Below are 15972 nucleotides of genomic sequence, written 5' to 3'. Positions count from 1 at the left end.
GATGATTTATGGAAGCACTAAAGCGAAATCAGGTGCACGAAGATGACTGCACCAAACCAACGATTTTGATTGTTGATGACAGACCCGAAAACCACAGAGTGGTGAAAAAAATCCTTGCGGATATGCGTGCCAATTTTCACTCTGCCGAGTCGGGTCATGAGGTATTGTCGCTGGTATTACGCCACAAGTACGCGGTTATTCTGCTGGATGTGATGATGCCAGGCATTGATGGCTTTGAAACGGCCTCTTTGCTACGTATGAATGACGAAACCAAGCATACGCCAATTATCTTTATCACTGCCGCAGATCATACCGAAGCGCTGGAGTTTAAAGGATATGAGGTAGGTGCGGTCGACTATTTGTTTAAACCCATTAATGCGCACACGTTGTACAGTAAAGTGCAGGTTTTTCTTGAGCTGGAACAGCAAAGAACGAAGCTTTTACAATCTTTCCATGATATTCAGGAACTTGAAAATAAGAACCGCCTCTTGTTGAAGTCGATTGGCGAAGGGATTTTAGGAGTCGATACTCAGGGTCGGATTACTTATACCAATCCGGCGACCGAAAAAATACTGGGCTTAAATGAAAATATGTTGGTGGGCGCTGATATTGCGGAGTTTATCTGTCTATCTACATCACTTGCCGGTATTGCAAACTGGGAAAATTGCAAAATATTTGAGCACTGTACCAAGGGGTATACCTATCGGGATTCATACGGGTTATTCAAGGATAAAGAAAAACGCATGTTTCCAGCTGAGTTTATTGCCACGCCCATCTATGAAAACAATACTTTGTTTGGTGTGGTTATCGCCTTTCAGGATATTAGCCAAAAGCGCAGTATTGAAGAACAGCTGAGTCGTTTATCTCAGTTTGATACTCTGACAGGCCTGGTAAATCGCAGCACTTTCGAAAAACACTTGCAGCAGGCGATTAAACGTAGCCTCAGGCATGGTCGGGAATTTTCACTTCTGCATCTCGATTTAGATCATTTTAAGCAGGTCAACGACCAGTTTGGTCACGAGCTGGGTGATATTTTACTTCAGGAAGTGGGCCACCGGATTGTCAAAACGGTCAGTGATGGAGATATTGTTGCTCGGATTGGCGGCGATGAATTTGTGATTCTGCTGGAGAACTTTATTGAGCAGCATGTCAGAAACGAAGCTGTACTTGCTGAACATTTGCTCAGTCATTTATCGGGTGCTTACCATATTCGGGGTAACGAAATTTACATTGGCCCGAGCATTGGCATAGCGCGTTTCCCTGGTGCCGGTGAAGACAGCGTCAGTGTATTAAGGGCAGTTGAACTGGCAATGTATCGGGCCAAAAAACAGGGAGGACAGAACTTTCAGTTTTTCACCGAAGAACTGCATTTGCAAGCTCTGGAATCTCTGGAACTGGAACAAAAGCTACGGGCGGCCATCGAGCATCAGGAGTTTGAGTTGCACTATCAGCCGCAATGGGACATTGCAAATAACAAAGTCAACAAGGTAGAAGCTTTGTTACGTTGGTTTCCCGCCGACGGCAACAGGGTGGGCCCGGATGTTTTTATTCCTAAGCTTGAGGAAATGGGGTTGATCAATAAAGTGGGTGAGTGGGTTGTTGAACAGGCCTGCTTGCAGGCAAAAAAGTGGCGATCCGAAATGCTCAACCCACCCTGCATTGCGGTTAATTTGTCGATGGAGCAACTGCAGCGAGAGGAGTTGCCCGAAATGGTGTTTTATTTGCTGCAAAAGTATCAATTACCGGCTGATGCCATCGAAGTAGAGGTAACGGAAGGGATGATGATACAAAACCCCCAACAGGCAATTGAAATTCTTAATGCCTTTCAACGCCTGGGGATTGCCGTAGCGATAGATGACTTTGGCACGGGCTATTCATCGTTTAGTTATCTGGTACACCTGCCGATCGACACACTAAAAATAGACCGTGAGTTTGTTCGCAAGTTGGGAGAAGACGAAAAATGCGAAATGGTGGTGCGGGCGATTATTAGCCTGGCTCACAATATGCGCTTAAAAGTGGTGGCAGAAGGGGTTGAGACAGAGCAGCAGCTGGCCTTTCTTTTGGAGCAAAAATGTGACCATATTCAGGGCTATTACTTTGCAAAACCTGCATCAGCTGCGCAGGTACGGCTTGAGCTATGAGCCTGTGCCAGTGCAACAAGGGGCAAATGGATAACGATAGCCTGTGAAGTGATATAAAATACCCAATTGATTGCTCTGATCTGTGGGTAATAACCTTGCCCCTCATTGCCAAAAATCCAAAATTGTCCGATGAGTGCATCGGCCACCGTGGCGAGTATCAAGCCAAACGCCAGGTAGAATCTGGGCACTTTTGGCAGGCTGGAACGAGTTAGCAGGCAAAAACCCAGCAGGGTAGTCTGAGCAATAAAGACGGCGTAGCTGCCTGTTAGGAGCGTAATATACCAGCCGCTGTCAGGCAGGTGCATAGACAGGTAACTGCATAATGCCAGTAGTGCAGTGAGCAGCACGGCAAGCATAAAGTAAACCACCTGAACACCTGAGTAGTTTAACAAACGCCAGCAGGCCAAGTATAAGAACAGATAGCCGGGCATAAAAAACCACACAGAATCAGCCAGGTAATCATGTTTTACTACTGTACCGTGTTGAAAGTAACTTTGCGTCAGATTGAAGTTAACCAGGTCGCCGGCCAGACAAAACAAAACAGACATAACGGCCAAGTTTGCAAATAGTCGGCAATTTTGAGCGTATTGATGTTGATAGATCGATTGTCTTATTATTAAGCAGTTGGACAGTAGCAAGAGCAAAGTCAGCGCTTCGAAACTCACAACCCAGACGCGTGTCTCTCCTTGTACAGACCAAACGCCGAGCAGGGTTAAAAGCAGGTCGAGCATTGCTAATGCGATGATTAAGACACTTATTTTTATCGTGTTCCAACGGGCTATCATCCTGAATCCTTGTTGCTTTGCCGATCTGTTTTGTGGAGGTACAACTTTTAACAGTATTCTCGATGCAAAAGCAATGCTTTTTGTGTAGATTGCCAGGCTTGAGAGGAAATATATGTCACAATTAAAAACCACACTGTCGTTTACTTTTTCAATCAGTGCGCTGTGCATCGCGCTCTACGGCCACTTTACTCAACCGCCAGGGCAAGAGCTTACTCACTATACTCAATTGGGAGAACGGGAACAGCTTGTGTCGCAAAACGAGCCGTTGACCACTGACCGACCGGAAGAATCCGAGCAAGGTCTGCAGCATATTCAGCAACTAAAAGAACAAGTGCGCTACTTGCAGGAACGTGTGTTAGAGCTGGAGAATCGTGCCTTTTCATCACCCGGGGCCGCTCAATCTCTTGAGGCATCAGTATTAGCTATTCTGGAAGAGAAAGAGCAACGCGAAAGAGCTGAACATCGCGAAAGCAATCCTGTGTATGGTTTTTACGAAGACCTGCCTGATGATTATGAAATGCGCCTAAAGACTGACCCTGAGTACGCAGATAAACTCTCTAAACAGTTACAACAAAAGGTTCTGGATGAGAGTTTACCTGTGATTGATCGTCTGTCCGCTATGGGTCAGTTACAGATGAATATGTATGTGCTTAATCGTACGCAAATGGACACTATGAGCTACGATACTGTAGATGCAGTCATCAAAATCAGTCGAGGTCAGTACGACGATAAATTGCGCGTTCAGGCGCTGGACGTGGTAGCTCAAACACCGGTCGTAGACGGGCGTATCGCCCGCTCTTTACTTGATATAGTCGAAAAGGAAAGCAACGATTACATGCGCGCAACGGCTGCTGAAGGCCTGATGGCGCAATATTATCAAGCCAATGATGAACAGTATCCAGGTTTAAAACGGCAACTGGCCAATGACATATTGAAGCTCTATAACAATGATATAGACAGTCAGGTATACAACCTGATGCAACGCATGATTGGAGATGAAGACTTACTGGAGCAAATACACAAAGATGCCAACAAGTAGTCAGGTAACGCGAATTGGTGTGATTTAGATACGAAAATCAGGTATTTTGTTTCTAAATGCAATAATTACGTCTATGTTTATGTTATATATTTTACTAAACAACTCGAATATTTAGCGTTGCCGCCAGGAAAAACTGAGACGGCAGTAAAGGAAGGTATAGCCATGTTGCCGTTGCAGCTTTCCATAAAACACAAAATTACCCTGGGCTTCGGGGGGATCGGTATGTTGCTGGTCATTGCCAGTGGGCTGGCATACTGGGCACTGCTGGAAATTCAGCATGCCAATCACAAAGTAACCGACACCGCCCAGCCTATCTTGCATGCCGCTGAACAGTTTCAGCAACAACAGCTAAGAATTAGAAACCTGGTTTCAAAAACATACAGTGCGGACGATGAAAGTAGTGTCAGGCAAGTACAGTTGGCGTTTAGTCAGGCGGAAGATAGGGCTCAATTGTTACTGGCTGATTTAGAGGCGCGTGCTAAAGACAATCCACGGCTGACGCAACCTTTGCGAGAAGTAAATCGGATCCGCTCAGAGTTACAGCAATTATCAGAGGCCCTGTTTACAGCACGACTGAGTCAGTTTCAGGCAGCAACTCATATTCAGCGAGGCGTTACAGAGTTCTTTGAACAAAGAAACACAGCTGGCTCGGCAATGTTGGATATTGAACTGATAGAAACACCCAACAGCCGACTAAGAGACGAAGTGGCGGGAACTGGGATCAGGATAGACGATCTGTTGTTTACACTGGAAAATAATGTGCAATCGCTTGCACAGGTTGGGCCTGACGGCTTTGCCACTCACCGTGAAGATGTTGGCTTCATAGTAGACAACATCAGTGACAATTTTACTTATCTAAAACGCCAGTCTGTCGGATTACCCGTAGAGCCTCTGTTACAGCAGTTTGAGCCAGCATGGGGAAAAATAACTCAGCAGCTTAAAGCGCCGGGAACTTTGTATCAGGCTCTGGGTCGTCGTCATGAAGGGCAGAAAATGGCGATACAGAGCTACCAGCAAGCAGAGCAAGCATATCAGACGCTGTTTTCTCAGATTGACAGTATTCAAAGCCATGCGCAGAGCCAGTTTGATCTTTATCAGCAGGAGTCCGATCTGATTATCGAGCAGTCTAAAAATGCGGCCATATTGTTAGTAATAGTTTTTGCAGTGCTTGCAATCGGGATTGCACTGTCTACCAGCCGCGCGATGTTGATCCCACTGGCTGCAGTAAACAAGATGCTCAGATACATTGCAAGTGGCGATTTTTCTCGACAAATTGTTAAGCGTCAGGATGATGAGTTTGGCACGCTTACTGACAACATTAATCAGGTAAAGCAAAATTTGAGTGGTCTACTTGAAGAGATCGACACCCAGGTACATGAATTAAAAAATCTCGCTGGTACATCGCTGGAACGTAGTCAGACGCTAACTACCCGAACAACTGCTCAGGTAGAACGTACCGGCAACGCACTCAGTATTGCATCGAACATCGCCCGCAGCGCAGTGGATGTGTCGGAACAATCTGAGCATGGCGTGGCCGGGCTCAAGCGCGCCCAGTCGTTGAATCACGAAACAACGCAAAGTGTCATGCAAAATAAGCAGAAGATCATGTCGCTCAATAGCAGAATGGCTGAGTCGGTCAGTGCGATGGACGGACTTAGAAACCACAGCGAAAGTATTGGCCAAATCCTGGATACCATTGTTGCAATCGCTGAGCAAACGAACTTATTGGCGCTCAATGCCGCCATTGAAGCAGCCAGAGCCGGTGAGCAGGGAAGAGGGTTTGCAGTGGTGGCAGACGAAGTGAGGCAGTTGGCTATTCGCACACAAAATGCGACCCAGGAGATCAACAAAATGATTGCGGCTTTGCAAGCTGATACTCATTCGACTGCGACTTTAATTCAAAGCGGACAACAAGATGTACAGGAGTGCGCAGAGCAAAGTGAAGTGCTGGCAAGTAATATGTCACAAGTCAGTGACGCGATTGAACAAGCGACGGTATTGAGTGAGCAGGTTTTGGATGCTGCAAATCATCAGGCCGAACACTGTGAGCGCATCGCAGACCTGATGAAAGAAGTGCAGGAAACAGCCTCTCGTAACTCGCAGGAAATGGGGTTTATGGCCAAAGACAGCGAGTCACTGAGCGGCTTTGCGGCCAGGTTAACCCAGTTAATTGAACGCTTTAAGCTTTAATATCAAACTGCATGAAGACATAACCACTTTAGTGGGATTAACTCTGCCAGTAACTGAATTATACGGCCCTTTGAATCGTCGGGTTATGATGACCTAAGTATCAATGTGGCCCATTGAGCGCTCAGGATCAAGCTGGTCTCGTACCCGACGTTTTAATATTTTTGCTTCAGGAAATCCGCCATCGCGCTCGCGACACCAAATTAAGGTGTCATTGTAATAGATTTTAAAGACTCCCTTACTGGCCGGAACCAGTGCGACCTCTGCCAGCTCGTCAGAGAAGGTAGATAGCAGCTCCTGGGCAAGCCAGCCACTGCGCAGCAACCACTGACACAGGACACAATAGTGAATGGCTATTTTAGGTTTATTCACGTCAATTCCTTGCTATCGTCAATCCCCCGGGCATGTTGCACAAACTCCGAGTAAATCGAATCTTTGATGAGCCTGTCTGGTGTAAAGGCATAATAGTTCTGGTAAACGTTGGCGATTGCACCGATAAAACTCACGTCGTAGTGACGTTCAATTTCGTCACGTACAGATAAAGGCGCAGGGAATACACCAAACCCTTGTTGACCAAGCGCTTTCATCAATGCACTGTCATCTACATGGCCTGCGACCGAAATCTCGATTTTTTGCTCATTAAGCCAGTACTGAATTGCACTGGTCACCGGGCTGTTTTTTGCTGGTAAAATAATGGGCGTCTCGGCGAGCGCGGCTGGAAAGTTATCGCTGGTTATGGCCTGAGTGTGTTTCGCGCCATAAAACCCGATCTGACTTTTCCCTATTTCATGGCAAAAGAGTTTAAATGGTGTATCACCGTCTAACGGTTTGTCTGCCAATACCAGATCCAGTTTATGTGTGGCCATTTGCGCCAGTAACTCTGCTTGTTGCCCGTCAATGCAGTGGAGGTTTGAGATCCGCTCATTGTCAATTAAAGGGGCGAGCCATTTTGATACCAGCGACTTTGGCAGAGCATCTGAAATGCCCACTTTTAGCGTTCGGTTAATCGATGCGAGATCACCTTTGGTCGTTTCCAGCCACTCCTCGGCTATGGCGAACATGTCATCCGCATATTGTTGTGTCAGTTGTCCGTACTCGGTCAGCCTTAGTCCTCGCCCTTCTCTTAAAAACAATTGTTTGCCAAGGCGTTGCTCCAGGCTGGTGATCTGAGCACTGATGGTCTGAGGTGTCAGGTGTAGTATCTTACTAGCCGCAGCGATACTGCCGTGGCGGCTTACCTGCCAGAAGTAGTACAGGTGGTTATAATTTATGTTTGTAATCATTCGTAATATTCGACGTTTCGCTAAGAATTTATCAGCTTTTTTCTTTTTAAATACATTAGTAGATTAACCTCAACGACGCAACAATATGAGTTCAACTCCATTTGTTGACTGGCTTTGTTCAAGAGGTTGATGGCATTATGAAACTGAATTTCAGAGCAACGGGAAAGCGCATTGCAGAGGCGACTAAGTCGCAACTCTCCAGATTAGCAACGAACAAATTTATGCGTTATGCGGCCCATATTCGCAAAGTGCGGATAGATGTGGATGAGCAGCCTTGTCAGCGTCACGGCATGCTGACGATCTGTAAGGTGGAAGTGTTGTTGCCCGGATTACCGAGTGTTTCTGTTCGGGCAAAAGGCAAGAACATGATGCAGGTGATCAAACGAGCGTTACGCGACAGTGAGCTGTTGTTAGCACGCCAGTTCAACAGAGCCGCATAGGGCTGAACAGTATTTTTAACAAAGTAGATAAATTATTTGACCCTAACTGTGCAAAATAGGAGGTGGCGTCCAGTTTAGATTACGATTATGCAGTATTTACAGTTATTCCCAAGCACTTGCGGCGGCATGGAGGCCGCGCTTTACCCCCCTTAACTCAATCCCTTCACGTGATATCCCTGACCTTGGGCCTAACACTCTGTATGTAAATTAACCATATAAGGTAAATAATGTTCCCAAAACAAATTTTTACACGAGGAAAATATTAATAAAATGTTTATTCTTGGTGACATTTAGTTTGATTTTTGCTATTTTCAGACTCGGTATTGATCAACACTTTTTATTTTCAAGGACGTAGTAGATGCAGTATATCGATGATACCAGTGCTCAGGACAGCCAATTAGAGAAAAAACATAACTATAAACGCTATTTCCTGATCATCGCTGGTGTAATTATTTCATTATATTTTGTTGTTCCTCAAATACTTGCATGGGCAAGTGGTGAGAGCGCTGTCAGAATGGACAATATCCACGTTGCACAAGTGCGCCGTGGTGAATTTGTCAGGGATATCTCAGTCCAGGGTAGGGTAATCGCAGCGCGCAGGCCCACATTATATAGCCCGGCAGAAGGGACTGTTACTTACCTTGTGACTGCCGGAGATTCTGTCGAAATTAACCAACCGCTGGCCCAGATAGACAGCCCCGAACTTAAGAGCTTGTTGGCGCAAGAGCAAGCTGAGTTAACCCGTTTGGGCACTCAGTTAGAGCGGGAAAAAATTCAGGCGAAGAAACAAGATCTTGCACAAGAAAACTACCTGGGTAAAGCCATGGTGGCATTAAACGCAGCAAAGCGAGAAATGCGCCGTAATGAAGAAGGTAAGAAGAACCAGGTTGTCAGCGACATTGATTATCAAAAAGCCAAAGATGAGCTGGAAAATGCGCAGCGAGAACACCGCCTTGCAGTCAAAGAAGTTGCTTTATTAAAAGAAAGCCAGAAATTTGAGATCCAGACGCGTGCAATTGAATTGCAAGCACAACAGGTGCTGGTTGATGAGTTGCAGCGACGCGTTGCATCGTTGGAAATTCGCTCTCCGGTGAATGGTATTGTCGGCAACCTGAGTGTTGATCAGAAGAATTCGGTTGCGAAAAACCAGCCTCTGCTGAGTGTTGTGGATTTATCTCACTATGAGGTTGAGGTCAACATCCCGGAAAACTATGCGGATGATTTGGCGTTGGGCATGCCAGCACAAATTACACTGAATGGTCGGGCATATGCTGGCGAGTTGACTGCCATTTCACCTGAGATTGTACGTGGACAGGTCGAAGGCAAGATACGCTTCAAAGAAACAGATATTACCGGCCTCAGGCAAAACCAACGTTTGACTAGTCGTATTGTGTTGGAAGAAAAGTCAGGTGTGACCTATTTACCTCGTGGCCAGTTTGTCGATGCTTACAGTGGTAAGTATGCCTATGTACTTGATGATGGCAGTGCAGTGAAAAAACCGATCAGTCTTGGCTCGAAAAGTCTGGGACAGGTTGAGGTACTGTCCGGATTGGCGGTCGGTGATACCGTCATTATCTCTGACACCCGCATGTTTAATAGTGCGGAGCGTGTGAGGGTCGTTCAGTAAAAATATATGCAGAAGGGCGAACAAAACGAAGCACGAATAAAACAATGTTCGCGCCAGCCCTGCGCGGTTAATAAGCGTAACAATATGTGGAGGAAGCATGCTGATGAGATATTATTTCAAACTGGCCTGGATAAGCTTCAAACAGACTCCACTATTAAGTTCCTTGATTGTGGTCACGATTGCAGTTGGGATTGCCGCAACCATGATCACCTACACCATCAGCTATATGATGAACAAAGATCCCGTGCCAGGCAAGGCCGACTCTCTTTATCTGGTTCAGCTCAATAGTTGGGACCCTCAAAAAGCCTATTACAGTCAGGGAGAAGATGAACGAGTTCCTCCTTACCTTACCTATCAGGACATGCAAAACTTATGGCACGCCAACCAGGCGCAACGCCATGTTCCTATCAGTGGTTACAGAGATCAACTTAAATTGCCACAGCAGGCTGACTCAGACGCAAAAACAACATTAGTACGCTCGACCAGCCGGGACTTTTTTAGCGCATTTAACGCGCCAATTCGATTTGGCAGTCCGTGGTCGGCTGAAGCAGACAGGCAAGGAGAGCTGGTTGCCGTTATCAGTGCAGATGTGAACCAGCGACTATTTAACGGACAAAACTCAGTTGGGCAATCTATTCGATTAGGCTCGCTGGAATACCGAGTTGTGGCTGTTCTGGACAACTGGCCCATCCTGCCAAGATTTTACGGCGAAGCGATGCGTGCTTTTCGCAAGCCCAGAGATGTATTTATTCCTTTTGAGACGCAAGTGCGTAACGAGCTGTGGTCGTCGAATTTACAAGCTTTTGAGTGTTGGCGTGATCCCCAAGACAGCTCATTCGAAGCGTTCTTGTCCTCGGAGTGTGTCTGGGTGTACTTCTGGGTCGAGCTTAATGGCTCTTCTGAGCGCCTTGCGTATGAAGAGTTTCTGTATTCTTATGTTCAGGAGCAACGTGCATCAGGGCGATTTCAACGCAAAATCATCAATAAGCTGAGCACTCCTATGGAATATCTGACCCAGCGTGAAGCCATTTCTCAAGACAACTATATGGCATTGGGACTGTCACTGTGCTTTTTGATACTGTGTCTGCTTAATAGCACCAACCTGATGATGGCGAAGTTTCACACTAAAACCCTGGAGGTGGGTTTGCGCCGTGCCGTTGGTGCCAGCAAACGGCAGGTATTTAATCAGTTCAGTATTGAAACCCTGTTGCTGGGGACGTTTGGGGGCGTACTTGGGTTGATATTGGCACAGCTGGGACTGAAGGTGTGTAGCCAGGTTTATCAGCATCTGAGTAGCGATCTGATGCAAATGGATCTGTTTATTGTGGTGTTAACCCCCTTAATTGCGATATCTGCCAGCGTATTATTTGGCTTGTTACCCGTGATTCGTGCTAGCCGTATTGAGCCCGCCAGTCAGCTTAACAGTGTGTAAAGGGGCAATCATGAGAGACCTGTTACCGATCCTTAAAACGTTGAATTATAGTCGCACTGCACCTCTGTTGTTTGTGTTGCAAATAGCGTTGACGTTTATGATTTTAGTGAATGCTGCCTATATGGCGTTGCACAAGCACAGTTTATTATCTCGCCCAAGTGGATTGGATGAACAACATACCTTTTATGTGCTAACTAATTTGCCCTCAGACGCTACGGCAAGGGCTGCGGATATTGACCAGGATTTGTTAGCAATCAATGATTTGCCAGGCGTCACTTCTGCGTCAGTTACATCCGGGGTACCTCTGACTGGCTGGGGACGGTTTCTGGAAGTGGCGACTCAGGCCGACAGCGAGTACGATACCCTCAGCGGTTATTATGGAGGCGACAACACATTACTTGAGACGATGGGGTTAGAGCTGGTTGCGGGTGAAGGCTTTTCACAGGCACCGCTGTTTGCAGAAACAGACGGGTTTCGAGTCGCAACTGAGATCATCATTACACAAGCGCTCGCACAGGCACTTTACCCCGATGATTGGCGTCAGGTTGTAGGGCAGACCGTCTATATTAACAAACGACCACAACAGGTGCGAGGGGTCGTCAAAACCTTGCACGCTGCCTGGAGCTTTTGGGCCGTTGTGGAACACAGCGTGCTTGCACAAGTTATAGAGACCAGTGAGTATGTTCATTATCTGATACGTACTGAGCCAGGCCAGCAGGCAGAGGCTATGGCACAAACGGTTGACTATCTTATGCGTCGTCATGGAAGAAAAGTTGAAGAATTACAAACGTTTGAACAAGTAAAGCAGCAAAGCTATCAGGCCGAGTATTCGGCCAGTATGACGCTGCTGTGGGTCGTTGTCTGTTTGTCTTTGGTTACGGCGCTGGGCGTATTTGGTCAGGCACGTTTTGCTGTTACACGGCGTCGCAGGCAAATAGGTATCCGGCGAGCTCTTGGAGCACAAAAAGGGCACATAGTTGGGTATTTTATGCTGGAAAATGCGCTTCTGACGACAGTGGGTATCGGTCTGGGATGTATCGCGGCCATGCTGCTTAATGTGCAATTTAGTAATTGGTTTGAACTTGCTGTTGTGCCTGTAGAATTCCTGGTTATCGGTGGGGCGTGTATGCTACTGCTCGGTCAGACTGCAACGCTGGCACCCGCTCTTCGTGCCGCCAGCGTATCACCAGCGATCACTACCCGCTTTGGGGAACTGAGATAGACTCACCTGTGCGCAAATTGTTATGATAGCGGCTATAGAAGCAAATCGTGGTAACTATGTTAAAGCTATCAAATAATGTTGAACTGGCTGCTTGGGAAATTGAACTGACAGCGATCCGGGCACAGGGAGCTGGTGGGCAAAATGTTAACAAGGTTTCCTCTGCGATTCACTTGAGGTTTGATATTAAACGTTCAACCTTACCCGCTTTCTATAAAGAGCGATTACTGGCCTTGCAAGATAGCAGGATCAGTAAGGAAGGCGTGATTGTCATTAAAGCACAGAGTTTTCGCACTCAGGAACAGAATCGCGAGGATGCATTAGAGCGGTTAAAGACATTGATCCTCGCGGCCATTAAGGTAGAAAGAAAGCGCAGGGCCACTAAACCAACACGCAGTTCTCAGCGCAAACGCCTGGACAGTAAAAGTAAACGGGCCCAGACTAAAGCGATGCGCGGGTCGGTTAAATTCTAATATCACTGAGCCAGTCAGCAATCCGTGGGCAACGCCAGCGTAAATTTAGCCCCGCCGAGATCAGACTCCCCAACCTGACAAATGGTGTCGTGCCAGGACAGGATTTTACTGACAATGGCCAGCCCCAAGCCAAATCCGCCGGTTTCTTTACTCCGGCTTTTGTCCAGTCTGGAAAATGGCTGAAATACTTGTTCGCGTTTGGACTCAGGAATGCCCGGACCATCGTCTTCTACTGAAAACTGCGCTATTCCCTGTTGCATTGTCAGGGTGATTTTGATTGTACTTTGGCCATATTTGTCTGCATTTTGCAGTAGGTTTTGTATCACTCTGGATAACTGATGTGGATCGCACTTTACTGGAATAGTTGATGTGATATCGGTGACAAGGTGTTTGTCAGTTGTACGCCTAAGTTTATCAATTTGGTCCTGGACCAGAGAAGCCAGGTCGCACCTTTGCATATGGAGTTGTTGATTAGTAAACTCTAGCCGTGCATAACTGAGCATCTCGTCAATCAGTACTTCCATTTCTGTCACATCCTCTTCCATAGCCGCGACTTGCTCTGGGTCTTTGGGAGCTAGCATGGCCAGCGCAAATTTTAGCCTTGCAAGAGGGGTTCTGAGTTCGTGAGAGACAGCATTAACAAGCTGCTTTTGGTTACTCATCAGGCTGGCGGTTTTCAGCGCCATTTTTTCTATTTGCTGGGTCAGGGTATAAATTGCAGAAAACCGCGAGCGAGTCGGAGTGAGGTCAAGAGAGCCTGATGCGAGTTTTTCGGATGTGCGCTTGAGCTGCACCAGGTCTACCCAAAGAGGTCTGAGCCAAAGTATTAGTAACAGTGCCAATAAGGAAAAAGAAAGAAATTTAATTGTGTATTGCTTTGTTGTCGCGGATTGCGCTGGTGCAAAAGGACCAAGCTGAACAACTGATGTACTATTGACTACGAATAAGAGCTGGGCGTTTCCAGAGTCGTCAAAAGAGGTGATTATCTCCCCGTTTTTGAGTGCTGCCAGCTGCTCAGGTAACCAGGCAACATCTTCGTACGGAAACACGGTTAACTGTGTTTGAGTATTGAAAAACGATGCCAAATCTTCTTCGTTTAGATGCGTTAATGCTTGTTTGTAGTGCTTGGCGACCGCCTTTGCGTGACGTAAGTCATCAGGTGCCTGCTCAACCCAGTTACGCCAGATAGCCTCACTGCCCTGATTAATTGCAATTATACTGGCAAATACCACAATATATAGGCTAACTAGCAAACGCAGCACAGTGTATTATTCCCATGCAGATTTAGAACACAAGTAGCCTTTGCCCCAAACGGTAATAAGTCGGTAGGGTTGTTCCAGGTTGTCATTGAGCTTTTTACGCAACCTGGAGATCCGTACATCTACACTACGATCTAAGCCATCGTAAGGCCTGCCAACAACCTCAGTATATATGTGTTCACGACTGAGGGTCTCTCCCGCGTTTCTGGCAAGCTCCCACAGGAGATCAAACTCATAACTGGTCAGTTCGATTTCTTGTTCGCTGAGATAGGTTTTTCTGGCTGCTTTATCTATGTGAAGCTGGCCTAAGGTCAGTGTATCTGTGTTATCAGTCTGTTTACCCTGACGGCGCAACAAAGCGTTCAGCCGGGCCAGCAGTACATAGGGTTCAACGGGTTTAATTACATAGTCATCCGCACCAATTTCCAGTCCTCGGACATGGTCGAAATCGCTGTCCTTTGCGGTTAGAAATAAGACAGGCCCTGAGTAATCTGGTCGGATCCTACGGCATATTTCAAAGCCATCAAGATTGGGCAACATGATGTCGAGAATCACCACGTCAGGCTGCTCCTGCACGATTTTTTCTGGAGCCAGAGCGCCATCATGGATCAGGGTGACATTGTAATTGTTACTTTGTAAAAACTGCCCGGTAAGTTGAGCGAGTCTTTCATCATCTTCTACCAGAATGACTTTGGTCATTAGAATAAACTCCAATCGGTTTTCAGTTTCCTACGGTACTTGGTACTAACCACGGCATTGACTTTCACTGTCTTCCTGGCAAGCGTATGCTGCTTTGAATTTCTCAGGCTAAACTCCATATTTTGCGCAAGTTTAACTGCCAGTTTAGCTGTTCCCTGATTGCTGCTTTGCCAGCAATGCAATTGCTTATTTTCCTGGTATAAGCATAGGTTTTCTGGCTCTGAGTGATGCCAGTTTACTCGGATGGTCATTTGGCAGGTTTGGCCTTGTGTCTTAACCATACATACCAGTGGTTTAATCTCAAACAATGGTGGTGGTTCTTCGCTCGCTTGTACAGAGCCGGCGCACCATAAAAGCACCCCAACAGGCAGGCCGTACTGAAGACGCCTAGAACGCATAAAGGCCTCCGACGAAGACTGATGTGGTATAGCCTTCCTCTATAATTGGACTGTCTGCGATGCTTGAACCAAGCCATTGATGTTTTGCGGTGAATTTAAGCTGCCAGCTGTCAGTGAGTTTATGATTATAAGCGATACCGATATAGGGATTGACGGTGCTATCTACCTGATAGTGAAAATGTGTGAGCTCGGTATCTCTGTCTGTGATGCCGTAGTAATAAGTCCCCAATTTCGCATCTTTGTAGTCTATACCCAACTTAAGCTGTAATTGCGCATATTTTGGGTGACCAAAAGGTAATTTGTAACTATAGCCCAGTGAGCCATGAAACCCTTTATAAATCCCCCTGATGTCGTGTAGCAAACGTAACGTTAGCTTGTGTTGCTCAGAGATGTACCAGTGTGCAAGTATGCCGCTGTCTATTGCCCACTTTCGCTTAGCCAGGTCTTCAAAGGTTAAGGAGGGTGGCTTGGTCTTTGTTGGAGTGTGGTCACTGTTTATGACTGGAACATAGCCGCTGATTTTATTGGGCTGGCTAATATTACCGCCGTTATCAGGGGTTACGTCACCATCACCGGAAGGGATCCGGGACTCAGGAAAATCTACTCGTTCACTGATGTCCGGAGAAAGTGTGTTTGAGCGTAACAGGGTACCAGGTCGGGAACGGGAAAAAAATGCCTGCTCTGAGTTAAGCTCTGCAATCCAACTGACGTCGAATGACTGCTGATTGATGAATGTGTAACCAATTGCCGTATTATCAAGGAAGAAGCGATCACCATAGTAGCGGACATAAGGTAATGCGATAAGTGGTGAGTGTTCTCCATCTTTAAGGGGGTTAGTCGCAACACCGGCCCCTACTGCCACTGAAACCTCCCACTGTGAGACTTCAATGCAGTTTTCAGGTTGTGTGTCGCAGTTAGCAAAAGCTACACTGCTAAACAACATTGGACCAATCACACCTGACAGACGTTTCACTTTCTCACTGCTCCCTA

Annotated in this window: 15 protein-coding genes; 8 read left to right on the top strand and 7 right to left on the bottom strand. The window is 46.6% G+C overall.

Going from position 1 to position 15972, the window contains the following annotated elements; all coding sequences use genetic code 11:
* The first annotated feature begins 8 nt into the window (after positions 1-8).
* Positions 9-2141 (top strand): EAL domain-containing protein, encoded by a 2133-nt coding sequence (locus CWB99_RS17180; protein WP_138551183.1) that lies wholly within the window; start codon positions 9-11, stop codon positions 2139-2141.
* Here CWB99_RS17180 and CWB99_RS17175 read toward each other — a convergent pair.
* Entirely contained in the window at positions 2093-2689 is a 597-nt protein-coding gene (locus CWB99_RS17175) for a hypothetical protein (RefSeq protein WP_138551184.1), read from the bottom strand. The genes CWB99_RS17180 and CWB99_RS17175 overlap by 49 nt on opposite strands.
* A 349-nt stretch (positions 2690-3038) precedes the next feature.
* On the opposite strand from CWB99_RS17175, the gene CWB99_RS17170 reads away from it, so the two are divergent.
* Positions 3039-3965, top strand: a complete 927-nt coding sequence (locus tag CWB99_RS17170; RefSeq protein ID WP_138551185.1) for a hypothetical protein — start codon at positions 3039-3041, stop codon at positions 3963-3965.
* A gap of 162 nt (positions 3966-4127) precedes the next feature.
* On the top strand, positions 4128-6155 hold the full coding sequence (locus tag CWB99_RS17165) for a methyl-accepting chemotaxis protein (RefSeq protein ID WP_138551186.1): 2028 nt from the start codon (positions 4128-4130) through the stop codon (positions 6153-6155).
* Between the two features lie 93 nt (positions 6156-6248).
* On the opposite strand, the gene CWB99_RS17160 is transcribed toward CWB99_RS17165, so the two are convergent.
* Together CWB99_RS17160 and nhaR are read right to left on the bottom strand one after the other, a co-directional pair.
* Positions 6249-6524, bottom strand: a complete 276-nt coding sequence (locus CWB99_RS17160; RefSeq protein WP_138551187.1) for a SelT/SelW/SelH family protein — start codon at positions 6522-6524, stop codon at positions 6249-6251.
* A complete protein-coding gene (nhaR, locus tag CWB99_RS17155) occupies positions 6521-7435 on the bottom strand; it encodes a transcriptional activator NhaR (protein ID WP_138551188.1) in 915 nt (304 codons plus the stop codon). Before nhaR ends, CWB99_RS17160 begins: the two co-directional genes overlap by 4 nt.
* Before the next feature lie 137 nt (positions 7436-7572).
* On the opposite strand from nhaR, the gene CWB99_RS17150 reads away from it, so the two are divergent.
* From CWB99_RS17150 to arfB, 5 genes are all read left to right on the top strand, one after another.
* On the top strand, positions 7573-7875 hold the full coding sequence (locus CWB99_RS17150; RefSeq protein ID WP_138551189.1) for a hypothetical protein: 303 nt from the start codon (positions 7573-7575) through the stop codon (positions 7873-7875).
* A 358-nt stretch (positions 7876-8233) separates the two neighbouring features.
* The gene (locus CWB99_RS17145) at positions 8234-9502 is read left to right on the top strand and encodes an efflux RND transporter periplasmic adaptor subunit (protein WP_138551190.1); all 1269 of its coding nucleotides are present in this window, start codon (positions 8234-8236) and stop codon (positions 9500-9502) included.
* Between the two features lie 103 nt (positions 9503-9605).
* Complete coding sequence (locus tag CWB99_RS17140) at positions 9606-10934, top strand: ABC transporter permease (protein WP_249331970.1); 1329 nt, start codon at positions 9606-9608, stop codon at positions 10932-10934.
* Positions 10935-10944: 10 nt separating this feature from the next.
* Positions 10945-12156, top strand: a complete 1212-nt coding sequence (locus CWB99_RS17135) for an ABC transporter permease (protein WP_138551192.1) — start codon at positions 10945-10947, stop codon at positions 12154-12156.
* 56 nt (positions 12157-12212) lie between these two features.
* Positions 12213-12626 carry an alternative ribosome rescue aminoacyl-tRNA hydrolase ArfB gene (arfB, locus tag CWB99_RS17130; RefSeq protein WP_138551193.1) on the top strand — a complete coding sequence of 138 codons (414 nt, stop codon included), beginning with the start codon at positions 12213-12215 and terminating at the stop codon, positions 12624-12626.
* A 14-nt stretch (positions 12627-12640) separates the two neighbouring features.
* On the opposite strand, the gene CWB99_RS17125 is transcribed toward arfB, so the two are convergent.
* From CWB99_RS17125 to CWB99_RS17110, 4 genes are read right to left on the bottom strand one after another with little or no spacing between them, the layout of a single operon-like run.
* Complete coding sequence (locus CWB99_RS17125) at positions 12641-13888, bottom strand: ATP-binding protein (RefSeq protein WP_138551194.1); 1248 nt, start codon at positions 13886-13888, stop codon at positions 12641-12643.
* 6 nt (positions 13889-13894) lie between these two features.
* Positions 13895-14584, bottom strand: a complete 690-nt coding sequence (locus CWB99_RS17120; RefSeq protein ID WP_138551195.1) for a response regulator — start codon at positions 14582-14584, stop codon at positions 13895-13897.
* Positions 14584-14982: a DUF3019 domain-containing protein gene (locus CWB99_RS17115; protein WP_138551196.1), complete on the bottom strand. Its 399-nt coding sequence runs from the start codon at positions 14980-14982 to the stop codon at positions 14584-14586. Before CWB99_RS17115 ends, CWB99_RS17120 begins: the two co-directional genes overlap by 1 nt.
* Positions 14972-15955: a MipA/OmpV family protein gene (locus tag CWB99_RS17110; RefSeq protein ID WP_138551197.1), complete on the bottom strand. Its 984-nt coding sequence runs from the start codon at positions 15953-15955 to the stop codon at positions 14972-14974. The genes CWB99_RS17115 and CWB99_RS17110 overlap by 11 nt, the downstream gene beginning before the upstream one ends.
* Positions 15956-15972: the final 17 nt, after the last annotated feature.

Source organism: Pseudoalteromonas rubra (genome assembly GCF_005887095.1).
GTDB lineage: Bacteria > Pseudomonadota > Gammaproteobacteria > Enterobacterales > Alteromonadaceae > Pseudoalteromonas > Pseudoalteromonas rubra_E.
Note: the sequence above shows the minus strand (reverse complement) of the source record. Positions and strands in the feature narration are given on the sequence as shown.